This is a genomic window from Paenibacillus silviterrae (genome assembly GCF_030167925.1).
GTDB classification, from domain to species: Bacteria; Bacillota; Bacilli; order Paenibacillales; family NBRC-103111; genus Paenibacillus_G; species Paenibacillus_G silviterrae.
In genome coordinates, this window is the sequence record NZ_JASKUT010000002.1 from 572,622 (window position 1) to 598,677 (window position 26,056).

At 51.2% G+C, this 26,056-nt stretch carries 19 protein-coding genes; 16 read left to right on the top strand and 3 right to left on the bottom strand.

What is annotated here, in order from left to right; all coding sequences use genetic code 11:
- The first annotated feature begins 39 nt into the window (after window positions 1-39).
- A complete protein-coding gene (locus QMO62_RS26090) occupies window positions 40-711 on the top strand; it encodes a hypothetical protein (RefSeq protein ID WP_284645430.1) in 672 nt (223 codons plus the stop codon).
- Window positions 712-796: 85 nt separating this feature from the next.
- On the opposite strand, the gene QMO62_RS26095 is transcribed toward QMO62_RS26090, so the two are convergent.
- Window positions 797-1,270: a YuzC family spore coat inner layer protein gene (locus tag QMO62_RS26095; protein ID WP_284645431.1), complete on the bottom strand. Its 474-nt coding sequence runs from the start codon at window positions 1,268-1,270 to the stop codon at window positions 797-799.
- A 155-nt stretch (window positions 1,271-1,425) separates the two neighbouring features.
- Window positions 1,426-2,958, bottom strand: coding sequence for a stalk domain-containing protein (locus QMO62_RS26100; RefSeq protein ID WP_284645432.1), 1,533 nt, complete (start codon window positions 2,956-2,958; stop codon window positions 1,426-1,428).
- Window positions 2,959-3,083: 125 nt separating this feature from the next.
- On the opposite strand from QMO62_RS26100, the gene QMO62_RS33595 reads away from it, so the two are divergent.
- The 11 genes from QMO62_RS33595 (at window position 3,084) to QMO62_RS26155 (ending at window position 17,704) form a co-directional block, all read left to right on the top strand.
- Entirely contained in the window at window positions 3,084-3,350 is a 267-nt protein-coding gene (locus tag QMO62_RS33595; protein ID WP_372516761.1) for a hypothetical protein, read from the top strand.
- 182 nt (window positions 3,351-3,532) lie between these two features.
- Window positions 3,533-4,102, top strand: coding sequence for a helix-turn-helix domain-containing protein (locus QMO62_RS26110; RefSeq protein WP_284645433.1), 570 nt, complete (start codon window positions 3,533-3,535; stop codon window positions 4,100-4,102).
- Window positions 4,103-4,204: 102 nt separating this feature from the next.
- Window positions 4,205-5,671, top strand: a complete 1,467-nt coding sequence (locus QMO62_RS26115; RefSeq protein WP_284645434.1) for a sulfatase family protein — start codon at window positions 4,205-4,207, stop codon at window positions 5,669-5,671.
- 375 nt (window positions 5,672-6,046) lie between these two features.
- Window positions 6,047-7,210, top strand: a complete 1,164-nt coding sequence (locus QMO62_RS26120; RefSeq protein ID WP_284645435.1) for a Gfo/Idh/MocA family protein — start codon at window positions 6,047-6,049, stop codon at window positions 7,208-7,210.
- 67 nt (window positions 7,211-7,277) lie between these two features.
- Window positions 7,278-8,429, top strand: coding sequence for an ROK family transcriptional regulator (locus QMO62_RS26125; RefSeq protein ID WP_284645436.1), 1,152 nt, complete (start codon window positions 7,278-7,280; stop codon window positions 8,427-8,429).
- Window positions 8,430-8,528: 99 nt separating this feature from the next.
- Window positions 8,529-9,437: a sugar phosphate isomerase/epimerase family protein gene (locus QMO62_RS26130; RefSeq protein WP_284645437.1), complete on the top strand. Its 909-nt coding sequence runs from the start codon at window positions 8,529-8,531 to the stop codon at window positions 9,435-9,437.
- Between the two features lie 101 nt (window positions 9,438-9,538).
- Window positions 9,539-10,543 carry a zinc-dependent alcohol dehydrogenase gene (locus QMO62_RS26135; protein ID WP_284645438.1) on the top strand — a complete coding sequence of 335 codons (1,005 nt, stop codon included), beginning with the start codon at window positions 9,539-9,541 and terminating at the stop codon, window positions 10,541-10,543.
- A gap of 39 nt (window positions 10,544-10,582) precedes the next feature.
- Window positions 10,583-11,593 carry a hypothetical protein gene (locus QMO62_RS26140; RefSeq protein ID WP_284645439.1) on the top strand — a complete coding sequence of 337 codons (1,011 nt, stop codon included), beginning with the start codon at window positions 10,583-10,585 and terminating at the stop codon, window positions 11,591-11,593.
- Between the two features lie 103 nt (window positions 11,594-11,696).
- Window positions 11,697-13,022 (top strand): ABC transporter substrate-binding protein, encoded by a 1,326-nt coding sequence (locus QMO62_RS26145; RefSeq protein WP_284645440.1) that lies wholly within the window; start codon window positions 11,697-11,699, stop codon window positions 13,020-13,022.
- Between the two features lie 21 nt (window positions 13,023-13,043).
- Window positions 13,044-15,977: a glycoside hydrolase family 2 TIM barrel-domain containing protein gene (locus tag QMO62_RS26150; RefSeq protein ID WP_284645441.1), complete on the top strand. Its 2,934-nt coding sequence runs from the start codon at window positions 13,044-13,046 to the stop codon at window positions 15,975-15,977.
- A gap of 113 nt (window positions 15,978-16,090) precedes the next feature.
- Window positions 16,091-17,704, top strand: a complete 1,614-nt coding sequence (locus tag QMO62_RS26155) for a sulfatase family protein (RefSeq protein WP_284645442.1) — start codon at window positions 16,091-16,093, stop codon at window positions 17,702-17,704.
- Between the two features lie 105 nt (window positions 17,705-17,809).
- On the opposite strand, the gene QMO62_RS26160 is transcribed toward QMO62_RS26155, so the two are convergent.
- The gene (locus QMO62_RS26160; RefSeq protein WP_284645443.1) at window positions 17,810-18,628 is read right to left on the bottom strand and encodes an AraC family transcriptional regulator; all 819 of its coding nucleotides are present in this window, start codon (window positions 18,626-18,628) and stop codon (window positions 17,810-17,812) included.
- Between the two features lie 135 nt (window positions 18,629-18,763).
- Between QMO62_RS26160 and QMO62_RS26165 the strand changes: the two genes are divergently transcribed.
- The 4 genes from QMO62_RS26165 (at window position 18,764) to QMO62_RS26180 (ending at window position 25,864) form a co-directional block, all read left to right on the top strand.
- Entirely contained in the window at window positions 18,764-20,065 is a 1,302-nt protein-coding gene (locus QMO62_RS26165) for an ABC transporter substrate-binding protein (protein ID WP_284645444.1), read from the top strand.
- Window positions 20,066-20,240: 175 nt separating this feature from the next.
- A complete protein-coding gene (locus QMO62_RS26170) occupies window positions 20,241-21,101 on the top strand; it encodes a xylose isomerase (protein ID WP_284645445.1) in 861 nt (286 codons plus the stop codon).
- A 27-nt stretch (window positions 21,102-21,128) separates the two neighbouring features.
- Complete coding sequence (locus QMO62_RS26175) at window positions 21,129-22,166, top strand: Gfo/Idh/MocA family protein (RefSeq protein ID WP_284645446.1); 1,038 nt, start codon at window positions 21,129-21,131, stop codon at window positions 22,164-22,166.
- A gap of 89 nt (window positions 22,167-22,255) precedes the next feature.
- Window positions 22,256-25,864, top strand: coding sequence for a fibronectin type III domain-containing protein (locus QMO62_RS26180; protein WP_284645447.1), 3,609 nt, complete (start codon window positions 22,256-22,258; stop codon window positions 25,862-25,864).
- Window positions 25,865-26,056: the final 192 nt, after the last annotated feature.

Here is a 26,056-nt window from a genome sequence, read left to right on the forward strand (position 1 = left end):
TCCGGATGATTTGCTATCAAGTAAAAAGGTGATGACCAGATGAAGAAAAAAATAGGCTGCTTGCACGCCCATTATTCCAATATTGAGTATATTCAAACTGCTATGGCATCCGATGAGTGGGAAATGGTACATTTTGTGGATCCCGGTTTGATGAATAGAATCATAGCAGACCAACATTTTGATGAAACAGCGGCGAAAAACAAAGTCATCGAACAAATGGAATGGATATTACAATCCAATGTTGATGCGATTCTTATTACGTGTACCAATTATATTGCTCTCCTTGATGAAAGCCGACTTCCTACGACGATACCAATAATAAAAATCGATGAGCCCTTTTTCCGTTATGTCTGTGATATAACCGAAGCGCAAATCTTATTATTCACCAACCCGGCAACGGTCGAAGGAACCATGAGAAGGCTGCATCAATTTGCTGCTGCATCTCATAAACCGGTTCATCATATTGAGGCACGTGTGATAGAGAATACATTCGAGCTCATCATGCAAGGTAAAAAAGAGCAGTATGAGCAAGAAGTATCTAAGTACATAAGAGACGTACTGGTCTCGGAAAACAACAAGAGTGTTTCTGTTGCCCAATTATCCATGGTAGATACGGCGAGGAATGTGGAGCGGGAGTTCGGTGCAACTATCGGAAATCCTTTACATTCATTGGTTGCGCATATGGATAGCATTCTAATCGGCGGCAAGTAACCCCGAAGTGAAATAGCTCACCAACCTTGCACAGCACGGAGGTTTCCTGTGGGGAAACCTTCGCATGCCGGCGACCGGGTAGAGCCTATTGACCCCATCTAAGGTACATCGTTAATGTGCAGCATTTGGAAGCTTGAGCTTGGGCGTGAATGGTGAGTAAAACCCCCGTTGGAGTGTATTGCGTTGTAACGGGTGCGCTTGTTCCTATCGATTTAATTAATCGGTCCACTTCCTGGCGATTCCCCCTTTGTGCTGCTTCCATTAAATTGCGCGCATACTGCGGTTCGGCAAACTTGGTAAGGATAGCGCCTGCATCGGAAACCATTCTCTGAAAGGCGGCTACCGAATGCTCGAAGGTTGAGATGTCTATCGCGGGATAAGGCCGTATTTGTCCGAGGGATATGATATTTGCCTGGAAAAGCTGCGGGGTAAAGGAAGGACTATAATAAGGGAAGGGCATATAATGAGGGGAAGGAATAAAGTAAGGAGTTTCAAAATTAACCCCCAAAAACGGATTGCCCAAGTGCCCAACACTTCCAAAATGTCCGTGAATGCCCATCGAATTGATCCTCCGTTTTATAAAATGATGCAGAAATTTCATTATGTATTGTATGGGCTTTTGTCATAAGGGTTCGAGGGATGGGGAAATAGGCGGCACAAAATAAAATAGACAAATAACCCGCAGATGAAACCCCGCTGCGGGTTATTGCCTTGTTAGGACACAAGCTCCACCTGCCGGGAGCCGTCTTCCCTTAAGGTAAATCGGAACAGCTTCCCTTCCTTCGTGTAATATACGGTCATTCCGCTCATGCTCAGTTCCTTCGGATGACATTCGATAAAGGCCTGGTAGGAGAGCTTGCCGCTCACCAGACCGGCAAGATCCACTCCGTCGAATCGGACACCGTCGTGCTCTTCCAGGGCCGGCTGATAGTCCGGGTCGGTCTTCCCGTCATATCTCCAAACGTTGTTACCCTTCGCTCCATTGATTACCGTGGCAGAGGGATTACCGAAACGGGAACGAATGCCATTGCGGGATACACCGGGTACCAGCTTTTCGATCATCCATTGACTGGTTGGCTTGAGCAGACTCGTCGTTCGTGTTTCATGATCATATGCAACCTCAAAGCCGGTGAAGCGCGCCATATCTTCTACAGACAGGAACCAGCGGTTGATGTAGAACACCGGGGGATGCAGCGGCTCCTGTTTTACCCCGTTGACGTATACGGATAATACTCCGGTATAAGCGGAGATCTGCTGCTGCTTTGCATTTTGTGCTGGCTTATGCTCGGAGCTGCCTTTCAACAGGGAGCTTCTTGTGAAGTGGATGCCTCCGTACCACTCCGACAAGTGATCGACCAAAGCTCCGGCTTCTTCGGCAGGAAGATAATTGATGCCTCCTACGTTAAGAGGGATGGAAGCTAGCGGCTGAGTAACGCCGTTCCACTGAATGGTAAGCGCGGGATTCGTCCAGCCGATAACCTCGCTTACGGTATAGCCGTTCGATCCGTTGCCGGTGTGGGGCGTTCGGAAAAAGAGCGGCTCACTGTTCACATAGGTTGTCTTGTTATATGTATTGCGCTCTACGCGAACACCTAGGACATCCGTGAGCAGCTGCTCCGGCGCGACCCACCCCGTTCCGGTACGCTGTACTGGTTCGTCAATCGCGTAGGACTGGCCTTCCCATTCGATCGTACTACTGCCGGCCTTGAGCAGCAAAGTTCTAGACCCATAGACAGCCTCAAGCTCCTCACCCTGGCCATGTTCGGTTACAGTAAACCCCATGGACTCCAATACTTCTCGTGCGGGAAGCAAACCAAGCGGAAGCTCCGCCTGCTCTGGGAACAGGTTTACACCGTTCACTACCGCGGTATGCGGTTTGTGGTCGTATGGTCCGTGCGGGGGAGTTACGGAAGCCAGCACCCCATTTTGATATTCCACATATCCCCCGATAAGCATACCGCTCTGAGCACCTTGGATTGGAGGAAATAAAGAGAGATACGTCTGAATAAATTGCTGGAGCGCTTCTCCCTCCAATTTGCGCGTTTTAGCGGCATAAGCGGTGGCGTTCACCTTCGTCCCCAGCGTGGAAATCTGTTCGTCGGAAGCGCCAAGCTGCTTCAATAACGCTATAGCTTCCGGAGAAGGTTGATTCTGTTCCGTTGGAGCGGGCTCGGCGCCAGCGGAATACACAGCGTGCGAACCAAGTAAGCAGAGGGCGATAATTAGAACACCCAGTTTCTTTTTCATCAACATACCTCCTATCGATTCATCCATTATAGACTCTTTTACTTGGATAAAGTTTCTAAAGAATGGATAAATATGGGTTGGTTCTCTGGGGAGGTTTGCTTATAATTGGAAAAGGAGGTGTTCAGATGAAAAGGTTATTCCCCGGTATGTGTTTTGTACTCGGAGTGATCGTGCTTTATTACGGAGTCCGTATCGTATCAGGTATGATCCTCACGATGTATTATGTACCCGATATCATCAACAGCTATGCTTCTGTCGATTCGCTGCAGTCGAAGACGAGCTTCGGAGTTCAGCTTAGTTCCTATGGACGAGCAGTGGAGGCCTTGCTCGTAGCTGCTGCGGGGCTTGGGCTGTATGTAGCGGGAAATCGGCTGCTGCGAAAAAGAGGCTAAGCCGAAAGCGTCAATGCCTCCAGTGCGAGAAGGGCATTGCCGCGGAGCTTTTATCAGAGCAGGGGCAGTTCCGCAAGCTCCCGATAGGCTTCTCCAACGGGTATAATTTTGAAGTAAGGTTGAACTTCCCGCAGTGTTGAATTATAGTTATAAACAAAATGCTAATAAAGAGGTTGCTGACAATGGAGTTGGGCAAACGGATTAAGTACTTCCGCAAGTCGCAAAGAAGGACACTGAATGAAATTGCACAGGTATGCGGGTTTACGAACAGTCTGCTTTCCAAAATTGAAAATGGCAAAACAACGCCCCCGATTTCTACATTGGTCAAAATAGCCAATGCATTAGGGGTACGGGTATCGGACCTGTTGGGTGAAAACGAGCAAGTGGGTACCGTTCTTACGAAGAAGGATGCCATTGAGGGGAACCTGATCTCTACGAACAAGGGATACTCCTTCTACACCTTCGCCCCGGAATTGAAGGACAAGCTGATGCAGCCGTTTCTTTTCCATGCTCGTAAGGATGAAATTAAACAGCATGTGTTTTCTCACACCGGCCACGAGTTCGTTTACATGCTGGAAGGGCAAATGAGATATAAGGTAGGTGCTGTGGAATACACGCTGCTGCCGGGGGATAGCGTTTACTTTAATTCGCTGGAAGAGCATACGCTGGTTCCCATAACGGAGGAAGTGAAATATTTGGCTGTGTTTGCCGATACGGGCGAGAACCATCCGGCGAACCAGGGAGAAGAGTAGAGGGGTGTTTTGAAGCTGAACATCTCTCTGTTTTTTTTGTATTGAAATTCAACTATATTGAATTATAATTAAGATAATTGAAAATTCAGGAGGTCATCTAACATGCCGGAATTGAAAAACAAAAGGCCTAATATCTTGTTTATATTAGCAGACGACATGGGTGCCTGGGCACTCGGCTGTGCGGGTAATGATGAGATTCGCACTCCGAACCTGGATCGGTTGGCGGCGGAAGGCGTTCGGTTCGACAATTTCTTCTGCGCATCTCCGGTCTGTTCGCCGGCGCGCGCTTCGATCATGACAGGGCGTATCCCATCCCAGCATGGCGTGCACGATTGGATTCGCTCAGGTAATGTGACCAAGAGCGAGCTGGAAGAGGATGTGCGTTCGAACAAAGTGTTTGGCGAAGAGCGAGTTGCTATCGATTATTTGGAAGGGCAAGCGACGTATACAGAGCTGCTAGCCCAAGCGAATTATTCCTGCGCTTTAAGCGGTAAATGGCATTTGGGCAACAATGCGGTGCCGCATAGAGGATTTGATCGCTGGTTCTCGATAGCACGAGGCGGCTGTTCTTATATGAAGCCGGATATCGTGAAGGACGGAAAGATTTGCATCGAAGAAGGGTATATTACCGATTTCATTACGGAGCATGCTTTGCAATTTCTGAGTGAAATGGCAGGAGAGGATAAGCCCTTTTATTTGAGCGTTCATTATACGGCACCGCATTCTCCCTGGGATCGTTCGGAGCACCCGGAGGAATACGTTACCCTTTATGACGATTGCCCGTTCCATTCGGCTCCCGAAATGCCGTTGCACCCGGACCAAGCTAGAACTTGCCCACATGGGGTTGGAGAGAAGCGTAAGGAGCTTCTTAAAGGCTACTACGCGTCTATTACTGCCATGGATGCGGGAATCGGACGGATCATGGAGCGGCTAGGGCAGCTGGGGCTGGACGACAATACCCTGGTTATTTTTATGGGTGATAACGGAATGAACATGGGGCACCATGGAATATGGGGCAAAGGAAACGGAACGTTCCCGCTCAATATGTTCGATACTTCAGTGAAAGTTCCGGCTATCTTCCGCCATGCCGGCGAGATAACCGCAGGTCAGGTTAGGACCGAGCTGTTAAGCCAATACGATCTGTTCCCTACTTTATTAGATTATGCGGGAGTTGAGAAGCTTGAGCACAACCGGCAAACGGAGCTTCCGGGAATAAGCTTCGCCGGTCTGCTGAAAGGGGAATCCGGCTCCGATCATGAGAACATCGTTATTTACGACGAGTACGGTCCGGTAAGGATGATTCGTACCAGGGAGTGGAAATATGTGCATCGGTATCCCTATGGACCGCATGAGCTGTATGATTTGAGTAACGACCCGAACGAGGAAATCAATAGGATTGACGATCCGCAATGCAAGGATATGCTGCATTCATTGCGTGTTCGTTTAGGTGAATGGTTCGGGAAATACGTGATTCCTGACAAGGACGGAGTATATGCGCCTGTCAAAGGATTCGGACAATTAAGACCTGTCTCCCCCGGCAGGAGTGAGGAAAGCTTCAAGGATTTCTAGAATCTTTATACTAAGAATCGCAGTAAAACAGCCCGCACTTTGGGCTGTTTTATTTTTTAATACACTTTAGAGCACCATTCACATGTAACATGTACGGAATTACGGAGTATTGACTTATTTCTCAATCATTTCAGAAAGGGGGTTATGGGAAAGATTGTGTTCCTTTATTATGAAAATTGAGCAGCCGACATAGAGGAACGCAGCTCATTGCAGGATTAAAAATGGGCCTGGTCGTCTGAAAAAAAACTGTTGAGCTTTTCGGCAAAGTAGGTATATAATGGATTTGTAGATAATTAATTCATTTAATTAATAAACGTGCGAAGAGGGATGGTTCATATTACCGGTCCCTAATGCGGCAAGGGCGTGATATTGGATATGGGGAAAATTCGTTACGGCATGGTCGGCGGGGGAGAGGGCGCTTTTATTGCTGACGTACACCGCAAAGGCGCCATGTTTGACGGACTATGCGAGCTTACGGCCGGCTGCTTCTCGCGAAGGCAAGACAACAATGCGGCTACCGGACATAGGCTCGGGCTTCATGACTCGCGTATATATGCTTCCTACGAAGAGATGGCCGCGAGCGAGGCGAAGCGGGAGGATGGCATCGACTTTGTTGTCGTCGTGACACCGAACGACTCACATTATGAGATCGTGAAGGCATTTCTGCTTCAGGGAATACCCGTTATGTGTGATAAACCGCTCGCCTTAACGTTGTCTCAAGGAGAGGAACTGGCAGCCTTATCCGCGGAGCGCGGACTTCCCTGCGCGGTAACCTACGCTTACTCGGGTTACCCCATGATCAAGCAGGCGCGCGAGATGATACGCCGCGGAGACATCGGAGAGCTGAGGAGTGTGGTAGCCGAATATGCTCAGGAGGGGATCGCGAATCCTACCAGGAAAGGAACCAACTGGCGTACCGATCCGAATATTCAGGGGGAATCGTTCGCCGTAGCCGATATCGGTACCCACATTGAACATACCGTCCGTTATATGACGGGGCTGCGCATCTCCTCCTTATGCGCCATGTTCAACGGCGCCGGCCTGGATAACGGCTTAGAGACGGACGCCAAGCTGCTGGTCCGGTATGAGGGCGGACCGAACGGGATGTATTGGTGCACCAAGCTCGCAATCGGCAGCAAGAACCGATTCGTCATTCGGGTACACGGTTCCAAGGGGACTCTCGAATGGGAGCAGGAGCAGCCGAACGACCTGCGTGTATGCTTGAAGGGCGAGCCGGTTCGATTGTATGCGCGGGGAAGGGAGCCGCTATATCCTGAGGCTGCGGCATTCAACCGCCTTCCCGGCGGCCATGCGGAGGGCACCTATGAGTCTTTCGCCAATCTGTATCGCGCTTACGCATTGGCGATTGGGAAGTGGCGGTCGGGCTTGGCTCCAGAAGAGCTCGATTTCGACTATCCCAGCTTCGAGGATGGAGTGCAGGGCTTGCGCTTTATCGAGGCATGTCTGAACAGCGCCAAGGGCAACTCTTCATGGGCCTCCTTACCGTGCGGTGCCGGCGCGGGTAGGAAAGCATTTTGACATCGGGCCGGATAATTATTATGATTCAAACTATATTAAGCTGATTCTATCGAAAACAGGTGAACCCGTGAAAAGAGTAGGACATAATACCGCCCGTACGAAACAAATGAATCGCAGCCTGGTGCTGCAGACGTTATTTCGTCATTCTCTCATATCCCGGCAGGAAATTGCAGAGCTGACTAAGCTTACTCCCGCTACCATTACCAACATTACCCGCGAGCTGATGAACGACAATCTGATTACAGAGGCCGGCAGCTTAAGCACCTCCGGAACCGGCCGAAGACGAATCGGGATGGAGTTGAATGCGGATGCATACTGGGTGCTGGGAGTGCACATTAGCTTGCGTCGGCTGGAAATCGGCTCTGTCAACCTTAAGGGGGAGATCGAGGATCCGGAAGTTCATGAGCTATCGTCGCTGAACACGGAAGAGTTCCTTCGGCTTCTGCAGGAGCTGCTGGAACGCTACATCTCGAATCGTCCGGGGAGAATATTCCGTGCAATCGGCGCAGGTATTTTCGGGTTCGTCAGTTTCCGAACCGGTGTAGTCAATTGGATTCACTCCGGTTGGACCCATATCCCGCTGGCGGCATGGCTGGAAGAACGCTTCGGGCTGCCCGCCTATGTCGATAACAACGTTCGCGCGATGGCGCTTGGTGAAAAGATGTTCGGCGACAGCAAAGATGTATCCGATTTTATGTCCGTATTTATCGGTACCGGTATCGGCTCCGGCTTGGTCATTAATGATACGATATTCCGCAGCGGTTATATGGAAACGGGAGAATTCGGCTTCGGTCATATGACATACATACCCGATGGAATCCCGTGCTGGTGCGGCAATCGAGGCTGTCTGGAGCGTTATGCATCCGAATCGTCCATTCTGGAGACGCTCGGGCTTTCGAAAATGGACGAAATGCTCTTGAAATACCGCGAGCAAGACCCCAAAGCGGTTGAGCTGCTGCACGAGACCGGTCGTATCATCGGCAAGGTACTCGTTTCGTTCCTCAACATACTCCATGTGAAGCGAATCGTAATTGGCGGACGCCTCGCTTCGAAGGAGCTGCCGCTGCTGAAGGAAATCCGCGAGATTGTTCGCGAAAGGTCAGTCACAATGCGTCATTCGCAAATCGAGATTACGGCTTCAACGCTCGGCAGGGAGATCGGTATGATCAGTGCGGCGGCCTTGGCTATGCACGGTGAATTTTTCGGGGAACCGACTTGAAGAGGTGGCCGGATAGTGTCGATTGGATGGAAGCGCGATCGGCACCGGTGTTTCTCTCTACCAATATGGTCAATAAATTAACAGACATGGGTGGTCCAAATGAAGCTGGCATTTCTAACTAACGCTCTTGTCAGCGAAAACATGAACAATATCGAAGAGATGGCGGCATGGGCGCAGAACCACGGCTTCAAGGCGATGGAGGTCGGCCCGAAGCTTCCGCTTGATGAAAGCGCATACAAGCGTGTGGTTGAAGCTGGTAAGGTGGAAATTGCGGCACTTACCTACTGCCGCAACTTTCTAAGCAGCGACCGTGAAGAAGCCGAAGCCCATCGCGCCGAGCTGCTTCGAAGAATCGAAACGGCCGGGAAGCTCGGTATTCCTCTAGTAGTGACGTCTACGGGCATCAACAACAGGCGAACGAACGAAAGGTACGATTCGTACGATTCGATACGGCCGCTGCCGGCGCGCAGCCTGAATGAGGTCGTATCGTGGCTCGGGCGTGTATTGGAAGCAGCGGAGAAGAACGGTGTCAACATCGCTGTGGAGAACTGTCCGCTCATGGGGAATATTGCAATATCCCCGGAAATGTGGACTCTGTTGTTCGAATGTCTGGACAGTCCGCGATTCGGGATTGCTTACGACCCGTCGCATTTGATATGGCAGTTTATGGACCCATACGCTCCGATAAGGGAGCTGGGTCGACGCATCTTTCACGTCCATGCGAAGGATACGGAAATCGACCGCGACAGGCTGCGCCGAACCGGCATTCTTACCGATTTCACGTGGTGGCGCTACCGGCTGCCCGGGCTGGGAGAGCTCGATTGGACACGGTTCTTCTCCGCTCTGCATGAGATCGGCTATACTGCGGCAGTTAGCATTGAGCATGAGGATCCGGTGTGGAGCGGGACGGTGGAGAAAACCAAGCAAGGATTATGCCTGGCGGCAAGCTTTCTACAGAGCGTTCCCGGCGCCGGTTTGAAGGCGGGGACCGGAGAGATCATCCGATGACTTGGAGCGTAAGGTGCAGCCGGTTAAATGTTTGGCACATAATGAAACGGCTGAAAGACGGCAGCAACCGTCGTATCGGCTTATATTTTGGAGGTTAGCGTATGATAGAAGTGAAAGGGAAACAGATTGTTTTCGTCGATAAGGATCAAGTCGAGCTGCATGAGGCTTCCTGGGCCGAGGATCAACTGAAAGAGCAAGAGCTTCTGATTGAAACGGAGGCATCCTTTATCAGTGCGGGAACAGAGCTTGCCATCCTGACAGCAAAGACACCGAAGGTATATCAAAAAGGCTCGTGGAATGCCTATCCATGGAAGGCCGGTTATGCCAGCGTCGGAACCGTACGCGCAACCGGGCGGAACGTGCGAGGCTTCGAGCCCGGAGCCCGCGTATTTCTACACGGCAAGCACGGCTCGGCTACCATTGCCAAGGCGGGCGAGCTGCTCGTGCCGGTACCGGAGGGCATGGATGCTTCGGTCGCGGCTGCGACCCGGCTTGCCAGCATCTCCGCGACGGCGCTGCACGTCTCCGACATCCCCCGGAATGGGTGGGTCGCCGTATTCGGTCTAGGACTCGTCGGTAACTTCGCAGCACAAGTTTACCGAATTATGGGCTGCCGTGTGATCGGCGTCGATCCAGCGGCGAGAAGACGTGAATTGGCCGAGGCGTGCGGAATTCCATATACGGTACATGGGACACCCGAAGAGGTAACCGAACGAATCCGGGACATTACCGGGGGAGACATGTGCGCCGTCACAGTCGATGCCGTCGGACACAGCGCCGTTATCCGACAAGCGATGAAGGCTGCAGCGAGCTTCGGTCAGGTCGTTCTCCTCGGGACGCCGCGAACGCCGTTGGAGGGGAATATGACCGAGCTGCTGGCCGATATCCATTTCCGCTGGTTGTCTCTGCGCGGTGCGCTTAACTTTAACGACCCCGACCGGCTGAGAGAGATCCAGCGGACCACGTTCGATTGGGTACAGTCCGGACGATTGCACATCGAACCGCTCATCTCTCACCGGCTGAAGCCTGAGGAAGCGCTGAAGGCTTACGACGGCCTGCAAAATCAGACGGAGGAGTACATTGGCGTCTCCCTGTTATGGAAGTAGTTGACTAGTGGCAGCGATTGATTCTAAGGAGGAGAAGGAATGAACCAAGGAAATTGGCAGCCGGGCCATTATGTGTTTATTGGTGCGGACAGGATCACGGAGCAGTATATCCTGGATAATTTCAAAGGTGTACAGAAGGCGTATCAATGGAAGGATCTAGAGCCTGAGAAGGGGCGGTACGATTTCACTGAAGTGAAGAAAGATCTGGAGTTTCTCGGCAAGCATGGCAAGTTTCTTGTCATTCAGCTTCAATATAAGGGCTTCACCAAAGGACACTCCATCATTCCTGCCTATGTAAAGGGCGCGGAATACGGCGGAAGCCCATTGGTTTCGAAGGTAGGGGCTCTGAATTCTGTCGTTTGGAATAAAAATGTGAGAGAACGAATCGGCGAGCTCATCCGCGCGCTAGGTAAAGAGTTTGACGGCAACCCGTGCCTGGCGGCAATCAACCTCCCCGAGACTGCGACAAACTACAATTTTAACAACCCGCAGGAAGGGATTGAGGAATACACCCATGCTAAATATGTCGAGAGCTTGAAGTATCTCATGAAAAGCTTGCGCGAAGCGTTTCCGAATACAGTGGTCATTCAGTATACGAATTTTCCGGCTGTCGTTTTGCCGGAGCTGATCGAGTATCAGGAGGAAATCGGAGTAGGTCTGGGAGGACCGGACGTATACCCGGGTAAGATAGGCGTAAGTGATGTAAACGATCCTGAAAGAGGCGTTTACCGGTTTTATTCACAGTTATCCGGGAAAGTTCCGCTTGGCGCGGCTGTACAGTCGGAAAACTATGCGGACATCCTCAAAAAACAAAATGCCATACGCCGTGGGGAGCAAGTCACGATACTTCCCGGCGATGAAATTCCGTTCCCGGTACGGGATCATCTAAAGCTAGCGCAGGAAAAGCTTCACCTGAACTACATGTTCTGGGCAAGGCTGCCGGCCGACAGCTTCGAGAACGTCAAAAAGCTATTGGCGGAGCCGGATGTGGCGGGCGATCCGGCCGGCGGATTGGATGCCAGGCTGCCGGAAAAGACGTTTCTGAAGTAACAGGCTGCAGTGACGATCGATGTTAAACGAGACCTCGGATAGACAGCAACCATCGGCCGGGTTTCGTAAAACATACATCAACATAATTATTAGGGGGATTTCTATGAAAAGCACAGCGATGAAGGCAATGGCATCAGTCCTGGTGTTGACCACCGTTTTAACCGCATGCAGCAAAGAAGAACCTGCAGCCCAGAAGAACGATGCGCCGCAGGAGCCGGTTACCATCCGCATGATGCGCTACCAAGGCGGGTATGACAAAAGTGAATTTGAGAAATATGTCAGCGAGCCCATGAAGAAAAAATACCCGCACATTACGTTTGAATACGATGTAATGCCGCAAAACACAACGCTTCAGGATCTAATCGTTTCCGATAGGGCGCCGGACATCTTTTTGACTGGAGTAAGGGGTCTCAGTGACTTGCTCGCCGTCGATTTCCCGTTGGATGTCCGGGATATGTCGAAGAAACACAATTTGGATTGGAATGTCTATGAGTCTACTGCACAGAGCATGGTTAAGGCGTACGGCTCCAACGGTGAAATGTATGCAGTTCCTATGTGGCTAAACTATTATGTAACGTTCTACAACAAAGACATTTTCGACCGTTTCGGCATTGCGTATCCGAAGGACAATATGACCTGGGAGGAAATGTACGATCTGGCCAAAACGTTGACCCGTCTCGACGGGGGCATCCAGTATAAGGGACTGCAGCCGGGCCAAGTCAGCCTGATGGGCAGCGGACTGGCACTCCCTTACTTCGAGCCGAATTCCGATAAGGTCAATTTGGTGACGGACAGCTGGGCTAGGGTATTTAAGCTTGCGAAAGACTTCTATACGATCCCGGGCAACGAGCCGGTGCCTAACCTCGGCAGCATCTTCCCTAACTTTATTACCGATAAAAATATAGCAATGCTACCTTCCTACGGAAGCAGTATGACGAGATTGGCCGATCCGCAGTTTAACGCAGGAGTAAATTGGGATATCGTCTCTTATCCGAGTTATAGCGAGAAGAAAGGGTTCAGCGCCGAAACCGACGGCAACGTCCTTGTCATTAACAAAACGAGCAAGGTGCTGGATCAAGCGTTTAAGGCTGCGCAGGCAATGTCAACCGATCCGGAGATGCAGCTGGACCTTGCCAAAAGGGCGGCGACGCTGCCGGTCTTAAAGCTTGAGCAAACTCAACAGGTGTTCGGGCAAGCGTTCCCGATGATGAAGGAGAAAAACCTGAAAGCGATTTTCGCCGTGAAGATGCTGGATACCCATCCTTATAATCAATACGACAGCCTCGCAAGAGGACCGATTATGAACCGGAATTTCCAGACGTACCTCAGCAAAAATGAGGACCAGAATACGGTGCTGCGCCGGATTCAGGAGGAAGTGACCAAAGCGGTCGAAGCCGCCAAGCTGGATAAGCAGAACAAGAAGCAATAATGTATCGTTAGGAGGTTTACCATGCACACCCCATCTATTCGTACCGGGTCTCGCCGTCGCTTATCGTTCGATGAAGGTTGGTCTTTCCGTCTTACGGATATCCCCGAAGCCTCGGCCCCTCAGTTTGACGATTCAAGCTGGAGAATGCTGGATCTACCGCACGACTGGAGCATCGAATGCGACTATCATCCGGACAATCCGACCGGTAAATTCGGCGCTTATTTGCCGGGGGGCATCGGCTGGTACCGCAAAACGTTCCTGCTGACTCCGGAGCTTCAGGGCAAAAGGCTGTACCTCGAATTCGAAGGCGTGTACATGAATAGCGACGTCTATATAAACGGCCATCATTTGGGCCGCCGCCCGTATGGATATTTGGGCTTCGAGTACGATCTGACGCCATACCTTGTGCCGGACCGCAACGTCATCTCGGTTCGTGTCGATAACTCGCTCAGCCCGAGCTCACGCTGGTATACCGGAGCGGGAATTTATCGTCATACCTGGCTCACCGTAACCGAAGATGTGCACGTCGCTCATTGGGGCACCTATATCACAACGCCGCAAATCGACGAACGATATGCGGCCGTATCGGTCCGAACGGAAATTGTCAACCGTTCGGACCGGGCCCGCACCTTAACACTGGTGTCGCGGTTTCTGAACCCGGAGGGCCTAGGTGTGGCTGAAGCCAGCTCGGAATTTACCGTCGAAGCGGGTGCCGTCCTGCCGGTACAACAGTCCGCGACGGTAACCGACCCGGCTTTGTGGTCGCCGGAACATCCCGATTTGTACTACCTGCAAAGCGAAATTCGGGAGAACGATCATCGCATCGACGATTATATCACCACCTTCGGCATACGTTATTTTGAGTTTTCTGCGGAAGCCGGCTTCAAGCTAAACGGAGTATCGATGCTGCTTCAAGGAGTCTGCTTGCACGACGACGGCGGGCCGGTCGGGGCGGCCGTGCCGGAGAAGCTGTGGGAGAAGCGGCTCCGCATGCTGAAGGAGATGGGCTGCAACGCCGTAAGAACGTCCCACAACCCGTTTGAGCCGGCCTTTTACGACCTGTGTGACGCTATCGGACTGATGGTCATCGATGAGGCGTTTGACGGCTGGAATACTCCCAAAATTCCGTATGACTACTCGTTATACTTTGATGAGTGGTGGGAAAAGGATCTTGGCGATATGATTCGACGGGACCGCAACCATCCGTCTATTATGATGTGGAGCATCGGGAACGAAATCAGGGAGCAGAAGGTAGAGACTACGGTCATGCTTCAGGATTTCGTACACCGGCTTGAACCGACTCGTCCGGTCACCTGCGGCATAAACTTCGTAGGGGAAGCAATGGATGAAAATCGCGGCGTTCTGGATATTGCCGGATATAACGATGGAGGCGGCGCCTGCTTTGTATATGAGTCGGATCATCTCAACTACCCGAACCGGGTCATGCTTGCTACAGAAGCGCCGCATACGCTGCATACACGCGGGTTTTATCGTACCCAAACGTGGTGGAGGGACAAAGACCAACCCAGGATCGAGATCCCGAACTTGACAGAAGAGGAAATATTCACTAATGCGTCAATACACTACAGCTCATCGTATGACAACTGCGGTGTTCGAGCTTCCGCACGCCATTCTTGGGATTTTGTGAAAAAATATCCGTATCTGGTGGGCGAGTTCCGCTGGACCGGCTTCGATTATTTGGGGGAGACGCGGCAGTATCCGGCGCGGAGCAACAGCGCGGGGGTTATCGACCTGGCTAACTTTCCGAAGGATCATTACTACTTCTACCAGAGCCAGTTTACGACGAAGCCGATGGTTCATCTGCTTCCGCATTGGACCCATCCGGGACTGGAAGGTAAGGTGATTCCGGTATGGGTCTATACGAACTGCGAAGAAGCCGAGCTGATCGTTAACGGTTGTTCCCTCGGAAGGAAACCGATGGGCGATGATATGTACATTTCGTGGGATGTCGGCTACGTGCCGGGTTCGATCGAAGCGGTCGCTTATCGTGACGGGCATGCTGCTGCGCGAAAGCGGTTCGAGACCGCGGACCGTCCGGCTGCAATCAAGCTGAGTACGGACACGACCGATCTGAATACGGATGGGCGGGATTTGGCACAGGTATCGTTTGAAATTGTGGATAGCAAGGGACGATTTGTCCCTTACGGTGACAATACCGTACATTTGGCGTCGACCGGACCGGTCGAGTTCCTAGGCTCCGAGAACGGAGACATCATCGATGTGACACCTGCGAAATCACCCTCGCGTGCAGCCTTTTTCGGTCTTGGAATGGGGCTCTATCGCTCTACCCTGGAGAGCGGGGATATTGAAGTTACGGCAGCGGCCATTGTCGGCGAACGGATTTTCCTGAACGAGACGACGGTGTCCATATCGGTGGACAGCATTGCGCTTCGGGGCGCGCTTTCCGCTAAATCCTATGACATCTACTACACTACGGACGGCACCAAGCCGACCACGGCATCTGCTGTATATGAAGGGTCTCTTCGTATTGATGAATCCTGCACGGTTCGTGCCGTCGTGGTCGATCGAGATAGGGTTGTGTTTGAATTGGAGACGACATTTGTCAAAGGGGAGCAGGCTGCCGCCGTAGATACGTCTCACGGCAATCGGCGCGACTACATCCCGCTGTTTCGTGACCGTCCGCAATCGCCTAAGGTATGCGGCGTATGGCTAGGTAACGGGACGCGCGTCCTATTGATGAATAATGGCGACGTATTCCTTTTTCAGGGATCTCCGAAAGCAGAGCTTGCCGGAACATGGTGGTACGAACTCAGCGAGGGATCGGAGGATGCAGGGCGAGGAGAAATTCGCTGGGCGGACGGCATGGTTCAACCGCTCGCTTTGGAATCCGGGGAAGGCCGGCGATTGCTGATGCTGTCTCAGGACAACGAACCGATTCACTTGGCGAGATGGAAAGGAGATATTACTCGCTAATGCGGTCGCTGCCATCCGAAATCCGGATGATAGCCCTAAGTGGCAGTAAATATTAGGAAGCCGAGTTAACGGGGAACGGAAAATTTCGGATACTTTTGCTGGAGGCTGCATAATTGAACAATCATACGCAAGATCGGCCGAATATATTATGGATTTCATTGGAGGACACAAGCCCGCGACTCGGATGTTACGGGGATCCATTAGCAAGGACGCCCAATATCGATAGACTTGCTGCCGAAGGGATGAGATTTCCTTTAGCCTTTGCAACTGCCGGAGTATGCGCTCCCAGCCGTTCGGCTATCATCACGGGAATGTACCAGACCTCTATCGGCACCCATCATATGAGAACGACCCATACGGAGACTTGCGCTCCCGAGCTGCCGACGCCTTATCATGCGGTAGTTCCACATTACGTCAAGACGTTTACTGAATATTTGCGGGCAGCGGGGTACTATTGCACCAATAACAAAAAAACCGATTACCAATTTGAAGCGCCGGTAACGGCGTGGGATGAGCTTGGCGATGATGCTCATTGGCGTAATCGGGAGGAAGGGCAGCCGTTTTTCTCCGTGTTTAACCCGATCTTGACCCATGAAAGCGCCATGTGGCCGGAGAAGGAAAGACATGCGCTGGAAACCGATCCCGAGGAAGTGACGCTGCCGCCGTACCTTCCGAATACGAGGAAATCCCGTGAGGCGCTTGCTCGACATTACGACAATATCGCAGATTCGGATCAGATTGTTGGCAGGCTTCTGAGGCAGCTGGAGGAAGACGGATTAGCCGATAATACGATCGTCTTCTTATGGAGCGATCATGGCGAAGGACTTCCCCGAGCGAAGCGTTGGCCGTACGATGCGGGAATCCGCATTCCGCTTATTGTACGCTGGCCCGGACGGATCCGCCCGCAAACCGTCTCGGATCAATTGGTAAGCCTAATCGACTTGGGGCCGACAGTGCTATCGTTGGCTGGCCTGGAGGTGCCTTGCCATATGCAGGGTCAACCGTTTCTGGGCGATTATGCTAGGCAAAGAGACTACATTTATGCAACGCGGGACCGGTATGATCAAGCCTATGATATGATTCGCGCCGTTCGAAATACAAGATACAAGTATATCCGGCATTATGATCCCAATCTGCCCTACTTGATATGGATCTCTTATAATAATCAGCATCCGATCCAGCAGGAGATGTGGCGCCTTCATTTGGAAGGTAAGCTGGAAGGCGTACAAAACATCATGTTTGGGAAGCGACCTGTGGAGGAACTGTATGACACGGTGAGCGACCCGTTCGAGCTGAACAACCTGGCGACCGATCCCGGCCATAGGGATCAGCTGCTCGAGCTGCGGCACGCTTTGGACGAATGGCGCAAGCAATATGACGAATATGGGGATATGTCTGAGGAGCAAATGGTCGAACGCTTCTGGCCAGGCGGCTTCCAGCCTCATACTGCAGCACCTATATTCGTGCCGATAACTGCCGAAAGCCCGGGAATTGAAGCGACAACGGAAGGAGGCACTTTCCGTGGACCGCTCATGATTCAGCTCTATTGCTCAACACAAGGCGCTTCCATTGCCTATACGACCGAGAGCGGCGAGAATGCCCGGTGGAAGCTTTACACCGGGCCCATTCGTTGTAACGCCGGATCGACGACGGTCAGGGTGAAGGCTTGTCGTATCGGCTACAAGCCCAGCGAGGAAAGAGCGGCGACGTTTACGGTTACGGAGTAATTCCTTCTCTATGTGAGCCTTTCGAAGCGGAATATGAACCAAACGAAAACGGCCTGTCCTTGCCGAAGCATGACGGGCCGTTTTTCTTTCGACATACTGTGCAGGTCAGGATCGATTATAGGGATCGTGCCCGCGGAATTGGCTTGGGGATACTCCGTAACGGGTTCGGAACGTCCGGCAAAAGTACGGATAGCTTTGAAAGCCGGCATATTCCGCTATATCCTCCAGCTTCATTCCGCCGATCATAATGCGCTGCGTTGCAATGGACAGACGCACCTCCAGCACGTAGGACATAATCGTTTGTCCGAAGGATTGCTTGAACAGCTGGGATGCGGTAGAAACGCTAACGTTGTGATGTGCTGCAATGTGCGGTAATGTCAGAGGCTTTGTCGCATGTCTTTCGATATACGTCTTGATTTGATAAGAAATATAAGTGCGGCTCCTTGGCGAAATGGCTTTACTGTCCTTCAGCAGACGACCTAGAGACAGAAAGAATAATTTCAGTAATGCTTCCAGCATCTCGGAATTGTTCTCATGCACGTTCCTCTTCTCCATGATGAGCTTTCTCCATATAAAGAGAAGACCTTCGTCCAGCTCAATATTCGCTACATCGGGTAGGTTTGATTCTTCCCACCATTGCTTTATCCAGGGACCGTCGCAGATCAAATAGTAATCCGCGCTGTCAATCGGATGATCGAGTCCTCCGATGTCCAGCACATAGCCCTGATTCGGAATGGAAAATACCATATCGCCAGGCCCCAAATCGTATTCCTTCCCGCGAATGGAAACCCGGCATTTGCCTTTGATCTGAAGCCGAACCAGGTAGCAGTGGCGATTGAGCGAGCTTTTGTCATTAATGAAGGGCTTGGTATGCCGAGCGTAGTCAACGGCGATTACCGACAACGAATGACCTATCATGTCCATCACCTCAATGGCCGAATTTTCCTTACCGAATGAAAAGCTGCGAAATAAGTCAAGTGCTCGGAATCCTGTGTATGTTGGGAACGGTTGAACGTACTTATAATCATTAGTATAACGATAGAATAGGGGGCAACACAATTGAAAAAATGGATAACTTCCGGAATATCCTCCATGCTGGCACTCTCTCTTGTAACCGCTTGCGGAAATGACGGGGCAGCGCCAGGCAGTCCGTCTGATCAAGGAAGCTCGGCTGTAAACATGGACAAACCGATGACAATTACCATTGCCGTGCCTCCCTTTGCCGATAATGAATATGAGACGATCCTAAGCAAGGCGGCGAAAATGAAATTTCCCCAGGTGACTTTGGAGAAGGTTGCGCTCGGCCCTGGCGGCGATTACGAGGTAACGGTGCTGGCCAAAGGAATGAAGCCGGATATCATGATTGTCGGACTTGGCAGCAGCTTTCTCATTCCGCTAAGGGAAACGGGAATTGCATTGGACCATTCCGAATTGGTTAAGGCGAATCAAGTCGATCTTGGACTCCTCGAGCCGGTTCGGATGGATCTGGCGCAGCATGTGGACGGAACTCCGGATATAACGGCGATCCCTTATGCTCTGGATACGGCGGCCTTGTACTACAATAAGGATATTTTCGACCGCTTCGGCGTTCCTTATCCGAAGGATAATATGACATGGGATCAAGTCTATGAGCTTGCGAGAGTCTTGACGAGAACGGAGGACGGCGTTCAATACCGCGGATTGGAGCCGGATATGATAGACCGGGTATCGGGACAAACGGGCCTTACCATCGTGGATCCCAAAACGAATAAAGCTTCCGTAAACACGGAGGGCTGGAGCCGGCTCTTTACGATGATGAAGCAAATTTACGATATTCCAGGCAATAACCAGTTGAAGTGGGCGGCAGCGGCACGTGAGTCATTTTCCAAAACGAAAGACTTGGCGATGCACGCCGGGCTCGGTCCGGACGGGTACGACTCTGCTCCCGGATTGAATTGGGATTTGGTTACTTATCCCGTAACGAAGGAGGCGCCTACGACAAGTTTGGCACTCGGTGGACGCGCATTCTCGGTGACATCCTTAAGCGCGCAGAAGGAAGAGGCATTCCAATTGGTCAAATTATGGGTGTCCGAAGACGTTCAAAAGCAGCTGTCGGCTATTGGCAGAGCGCCTGCATTAAACTCTCCCGAAGCTAGAAAGCAATTCGGTACGGGTCTCCCCGGGTTTAAAGGCAAACACTTGGAAGCGCTGTTCATGCTGCAGGCCGCCAAATCGCCGAGCGTTTCCAAGTATGAGGCGGAAGGGGCCAAACAGCTTCGCAGCGCTTTTCAGAACATGATCAAGCAAAACTTGGATGTCAATACGGCCCTTCGCCAAGCGGAGGAACAAATCAATAAAGCCGTTGAACAGTTGGCGAAATAACCGAGATGCAATGAAGGGCGGCCGTTTGCGGGTGAAACCGCGCAAGCCGTACAGACAGAATGCTTCAGAGAGACGAGGCGTATATCGGCGTATCGTTTCTTTGGAGATGAGGGCATTCAAATCATTTGAATTACATTTAAAAATATTGAATATCATGTGATGAGGAGACGGTTCCATGACGAAACTAACCATGCTGAACGCAATGGCAAGTCCCGATTTTATCCAATCGCTGGATACCCAGGCGGCTTGGGGGATCGAAGTTCTTGATTTGAAGGACCGTATATGGGGGAAGTCGCTGCTAGAACTATCCGAAGAAGAAGCAGAAAGAGCAGCCCTGGCCATCAAGGAAAGAGAACTCAGTGTCCATTGCATGTCAACGAGCTTGTTTCATGACGATCTGGAGCGCGGGGAGAACTATTTCCGGGACAGTCACCTTTCGCAAATCGAACAAACGAGCAGGATCGCCCGTATTCTTCGCCCAACGGTCATCCGTATGTTGTCTCCTAGGATAGAACGTAACGGCACCCTTACGGACAGCATCGGGCGCATGAAGAGCGATTTCGCCTGGTTTTTCCCGATGCTGCGGGATGCGGTCGATCGGCTTAGTGATGAGGGATTTGAGGTTACTATTGAGAATGAATGTGAGCACAATATTTTCTCCCATCCGCAGGAAATCATAGATTTCTTTGAAATCCTGAATCGCCCCGATTCCGTCTATTTTACCTATGATGTACAAAATTTATGGCAGATGGGCACCCTTCCGACGCTAGACATATACCGGACATTAAAGCCGTTGATCGGCTACTTCCATCTCAAAGGGGGCAGGGCCGGGGAAGACGGTCGTCTCCTGTGGAAATCAACGCTTGAGGACGCCTCTTGGCCGGTAGCCGAGATGACGCTGGAGGTTGTACGGGACGGAGTCAGTCCGGTCATCTGCCTGAACCCTTCACACGGAGGTAAACTGGAGGGCTACGACTACAGCCGGATGTTTCAGCGTGATCTTGATTATATCCGGTCTGTGATTCAAGGGAAATGACATAGTGACGAAAGCGAGGGGCACCTGTTGACTTATCAACGCGATGCAGATAAAAAGCTGAAGGTAGCGGTAGTCGGTTTAGGCTCACACAGTTACCGCAACATTTTGCCGGCGCTGACCTATCTTCCAGTAGAGCTCGTCGCCGTTTGTGACGTGAATGGCGAACTGGCAGCCTCAACGGCAAAGCAATACGGCCAATGCGCCTGGTACACCGAAACGAAGTATATGTATGGGAAAGAGCAGTTGGACGCCGTTTTCCTCGTCGTTTCCCCTTACAAGCATCCTGAACTTGCGATCGAGGCGTTTCATGCAGGTGTGAACGTGTGGATGGAAAAACCGGCGGCCATCCGTGTCCACGAGGTTGAAGCGATGCTTGAGAACAGGAAACAAACACGGGCTATGGTGGGCTTCAAGAAAGTGTTTATGCCGTCGGCTGAAAAAGCGATGGAAGTATGCCGGATGCCGGAGTTCGGGAAACTGAACTCGATGTTAGCTTCGTATCCCATGTGTATGCCGAAGAACGGGAGGGAGGTGCTGGAGCATCGGCGGTTCCAAAACTGGCTAGGTAACGGCTGTCACCCGTTGTCCCTGATGATGGCCGTCGGCGGCAACGTATCGGCCGTGACCACGCATGTCGGGGCAAATGGATATGGCTGCGTACTCCTTGACTTTGCAAGCGGGGTGACAGGAACCCTACAGCTTGCCTCCGGGCCTCAGCCCATAGAATTTTACCATTTCTACGGGAGCAATTGGCACCTTGGCATTGATAACTGCTTGAAGGTAACGCTTCAGCGGGGCATTCCATTCGAGTACGGCAAGACTACCAGCTATGTACCGGCAGGTCTGGAATCCGGCGCTATCGTTTGGGAGCCGCAAAACTGTATGGCAACGCTCGAAAATAAAGCGTTGTTCACCCAAGGAGTTTATGGCGAGCTCCATTACTTCTGCCGTTGCCTGTTGGATGATAAACCAGTGGAAAGAGGGTCGCTGGAATTTACACTCGAACTAATGAAAGTCTACGAGGCCGCGCTAATTTCAAACGGAGCGACCATTGAAATCCAATAAGTACAAGGTGAAAAATGCATGGTTGGTGTCAAACGGCCATCCATTTGTACCATATCTTATTCATCAAAAAAAGGGAGGATAAGCAAGGTATGATGATCAGACGTGTATCAAAGAAAATGACAGCTATCATTCTGTCTTCAATGATGGCTGTGACGATGGGGCTGACCCCAGTAAGCGCCAAAGTGGTTCTACCGACTCACCGGGACGCGCAGACTTTTAGCTACGACGGCTTAACGAAAGACAATTATCTCCAAAGGCTGTCTGAAAGAGGGGTGGATGTGACAAGCGGTAAGGAATTTATCCCCATTCCATGGGGTTCGCTTCCCGGGCAGCCGCCGACTCCGTATGCACCTGTCACTGAGGGCATCGATATTAGCCCCCACCCCGAGCTAGGAAATCAGAACATGGCTAAGCTCGGGATCCTCGACGTAACGGCGGGACAGTTCCATGTCGATAACACCGGGACCACAGATGTGACAGAACTATTGCAGAGCGCACTCGACTATGGCAAGAAACATCAACTGGCCGTATTTTTGCCCTCCGGGACTTATCTGGTGTCCGATACTTTACTGCTCCAAACGGGAATTTCAGCACGTACCAAAAACTTTATAGACACCATAGCTAACAAAAATGAAATGCCTACCGTGCTGCTCGGTTCTCGACTGGGAAACGGCACCACCATCAAATTGAAGGACAATGCGGCTACCTTTGATGATCCGCTGAATGCGAAGGCGGTTTTGCATTATTATCAGCCTGAAATCACGACGAACAAGAACACCAAGGAAGTTACGATCGAATGGGGTGGCAAGCATGCTGCCGATAAAGAAGGCAATATTACGATCGACCATATTAACGTCGTGACCGGTAATAACCCGGGAGCCATCGGCATTCACGCGGCAACAGCCCAGGGCGGTGTCATCAGCGATGTGAACATCAACGCTACCGGCGGTCTGGTCGGCATCATGGGCGGAGCGGGGAACGGGGGCAGCTGGACCAATATCACCGTAACCGGCGGGAAGTTCGGTTATGATTCCAGACTAACTACCATCTTACTTCAATCCATTCAAAATATGACGCTGCAGAACCAGACTCATGCAGCATGGCTCGCAGGCAACGGAGGCTCCGCTACCGTTACGGGCTTGAAAATTATAGCCGACTATGAAGGGCCGGCGATCATCAAAGGATACAGGGGGCAGCCCTTTTTCGGTTCGCAGAGTATCATTGACGCCGAGATCACCTATACCCGCTCCTACAATGGACCTGCTATTGCAGGCTCAACGGAGAATACCAAAGCGATCGATAATGTCGCCTGGCCAAACAACAACGTAGTCAGCAGCGCCGAAGTACCGGCTCTTTCAAGCTACTTGCCCAAAGGCTTATATCTGAATAATGTATATTTCAAAAATGTTTCCAAAGTGATTGACGCTTCCGATTTCAACGCCCAGGTGGATGCCAATCCGAACGGATGGTTTCATATCAAAGAATTTGCCTATGGCAAAGATGAATCTTGGACGAATGCAGGCGCAACGGCGCCGAAAGTGAATTGGAAGAACGTTATATACGTCGATAAAGTCAATCAGGGAAATACATATCTTGGCTCGACAGCCCATGATATCGCCCCGCCTTCGGATTTGCAGGTGAGGCACGGATGGCTGCCGGGACAAATTCCAAGCTTTGAAACACCGGGTCTTGTCGATGTAAAAGCGGTATACGGTGTGACCGGAGACGGAAAAACCGATGACACCGCGGCACTCCAGGCGGCCATTGATGCAAATGAGTACGTATTCCTCCCTAAGGGCTACTACAGGATTACCGATACATTAAAGCTGAAACCGAATACCAAGCTGTTCGGTCTCGCTTCGGCCTATTCATATATCATAACTGATGTATTCGATATTCCGAATTGGGGCACCGGTCCGAAGCCGATGGTGGAGACAGCGGACGATAAGAACGCCTACACCGTGATCAGCGATATCACAATCACCCCTACCAAGGAGGTACCAAGCACCTTCGAGGGCAGTTATCCGCTGTATTCCATCAAGTGGCAATCCGGCAGCAGCTCGATCATGCGCACCGTCCAGATTGAGCCTACCCGTACCTACGGGTTCATCGGCTCGGATAATGCTGCGTCTTACGGCATGAAAACGTCTCTTTATGAATATCCTACGCTGCTGATTACCGGAAATGGCGGAGGGAAAATTTATAACGTGTATAACCAGCTTTTCCTGGCAGCTCTCGAACCATCCGCTATGAGACTTATGGCCGTCCGGGGGACGACGAACCCGCTGTCTATTTACGCTGCGAACTGGGAGTATATTAAGAGCAGTGCAACAATAGAAGTCAGCAATAGCCAGAATGTTACCTTGTACGGGAACAAGACGGAAGATAACAACACTTATCTGGATATTAGCGATTCCAACAACGTTAGAGTCTTCGGACACAGTGGCAGCGGCGGCGCCGCTTACCAGTACACGAACGATATCACAGCGAATATTAACAACACAACAATTCCAAACCCTATCGATCCGAATAAAAAAGGTGTATTTTACAAGGCGACCAACTCGACGAATTTGCTGATTACGAACCTAAACGATCAGGTTACGGTCAGAAATAATGCAAAAAACGGATTAAATTTAGTCCAAGCGCGATATGACCTGTTCTGGCCGATTAAGGTAGATTCCGACCCGGTACCATCGGATACAAGACCTGTCATGTATAAGCTGGGTATGCCGTCCGACGGCTTCTATGATGAAACCACGGCACCAAGCTGGACTAACGGCAATTTGACAGCATCGAATGTCACCGGCAGCGGGGTTACTTTAACTTGGAGCGGAGCCTCCGATAATGTAGGGGTATCAGGCTACAAGGTGCTTCAAAATGGTGTGGAGCTGGGCACCGTAGTTGCAACGACCTATGGAGGTACTTACAATGTAACCGGACTGACCGCCAATACTCCATATACCTTCCGGATTGAAGCTAGAGATGCGGCCGGTAACTGGAGCACGAGCGGTCCTAGTCGCACGGTATTTGTCGATACCCTTGCACCGGCATGGACCAATGCAAATTTGACGGCATCGAATGCAACGGGCAACGGCGTAAGCCTAGCTTGGAGCGGGGCCTCCGATAATGTAGGGGTATCAGGCTACAAGGTGCTTCAAAATGGTGTGGAGCTGGGTACCGTAGTTGCAACGACCTATGGAGGTACTTACAATGTAACCGGACTGACCGCCAATACTCCATATACCTTCCGGATTGAAGCTAGAGATGCGGCCGGTAACTGGAGCACGAGCGGTCCGAGTAAAATCGTAATGATGGATACCCTCGCGCCGGTATGGACCAATGGAAGCTTGACCCCAACCCATGTCGATCAGACTAGCGTGACACTGAACTGGAGCGGGGCAAGCGACAATGCAGGGATTGCCGGCTACAAAGTCTACCAGGGAACTACACTGATAGCTGCTTTGGACAATGTAACCAGCTACAAGGTTCCGTCACTGGATGTCCGAACGGGTTATACTTTTACCGTTCAAGCAGGGGATGCTTCGGGGAATTGGAGCACTTCCGGGCCGTCGGTCGCGGTCACGACCTTATCCGTTGGCGGCGGCAACAACAGAGACGGGGATAAGGAAAAAGACAATAATAAGGACAAGGAAAAGGAAAAGTACAATAACGGCAACAACGGTAACGGTAACAAGTAAACGGAAGCTTCTGAAAATTTCCACTTAAATCAGGTGCAGTCTCCTTTCTGTAGGATAAGGAGACTGTATCTTTTCCTTTATAAGCGGGTGTCGTGGGATCATGAGGGAATCAGAAGGAAGGCTGATCTGGAGTTGAATATACAAGAATAAATTGTATTGACATTCAACTATGTTGAATTATAATTAATTTGT

Bases quoted from the DNA above. Each gene is read 5' to 3' on its own strand.
- QMO62_RS26090 (WP_284645430.1), top strand. From the start codon at position 40: ATGAAGAAAAAAATAGGCTGCTTGCACGCCCATTATTCCAATATTGAG.
- QMO62_RS26095 (WP_284645431.1), bottom strand. From the start codon at position 1,270: ATGGGCATTCACGGACATTTTGGAAGTGTTGGGCACTTGGGCAATCCG.
- QMO62_RS26100 (WP_284645432.1), bottom strand. From the start codon at position 2,958: ATGAAAAAGAAACTGGGTGTTCTAATTATCGCCCTCTGCTTACTTGGT.
- QMO62_RS33595 (WP_372516761.1), top strand. From the start codon at position 3,084: ATGAAAAGGTTATTCCCCGGTATGTGTTTTGTACTCGGAGTGATCGTG.
- QMO62_RS26110 (WP_284645433.1), top strand. From the start codon at position 3,533: ATGGAGTTGGGCAAACGGATTAAGTACTTCCGCAAGTCGCAAAGAAGG.
- QMO62_RS26115 (WP_284645434.1), top strand. From the start codon at position 4,205: ATGCCGGAATTGAAAAACAAAAGGCCTAATATCTTGTTTATATTAGCA.
- QMO62_RS26120 (WP_284645435.1), top strand. From the start codon at position 6,047: ATGGGGAAAATTCGTTACGGCATGGTCGGCGGGGGAGAGGGCGCTTTT.
- QMO62_RS26130 (WP_284645437.1), top strand. From the start codon at position 8,529: ATGAAGCTGGCATTTCTAACTAACGCTCTTGTCAGCGAAAACATGAAC.
- QMO62_RS26135 (WP_284645438.1), top strand. From the start codon at position 9,539: ATGATAGAAGTGAAAGGGAAACAGATTGTTTTCGTCGATAAGGATCAA.
- QMO62_RS26140 (WP_284645439.1), top strand. From the start codon at position 10,583: ATGAACCAAGGAAATTGGCAGCCGGGCCATTATGTGTTTATTGGTGCG.
- QMO62_RS26145 (WP_284645440.1), top strand. From the start codon at position 11,697: ATGAAAAGCACAGCGATGAAGGCAATGGCATCAGTCCTGGTGTTGACC.
- QMO62_RS26150 (WP_284645441.1), top strand. From the start codon at position 13,044: ATGCACACCCCATCTATTCGTACCGGGTCTCGCCGTCGCTTATCGTTC.
- QMO62_RS26160 (WP_284645443.1), bottom strand. From the start codon at position 18,628: ATGGACATGATAGGTCATTCGTTGTCGGTAATCGCCGTTGACTACGCT.
- QMO62_RS26170 (WP_284645445.1), top strand. From the start codon at position 20,241: ATGACGAAACTAACCATGCTGAACGCAATGGCAAGTCCCGATTTTATC.
- QMO62_RS26180 (WP_284645447.1), top strand. From the start codon at position 22,256: ATGATGATCAGACGTGTATCAAAGAAAATGACAGCTATCATTCTGTCT.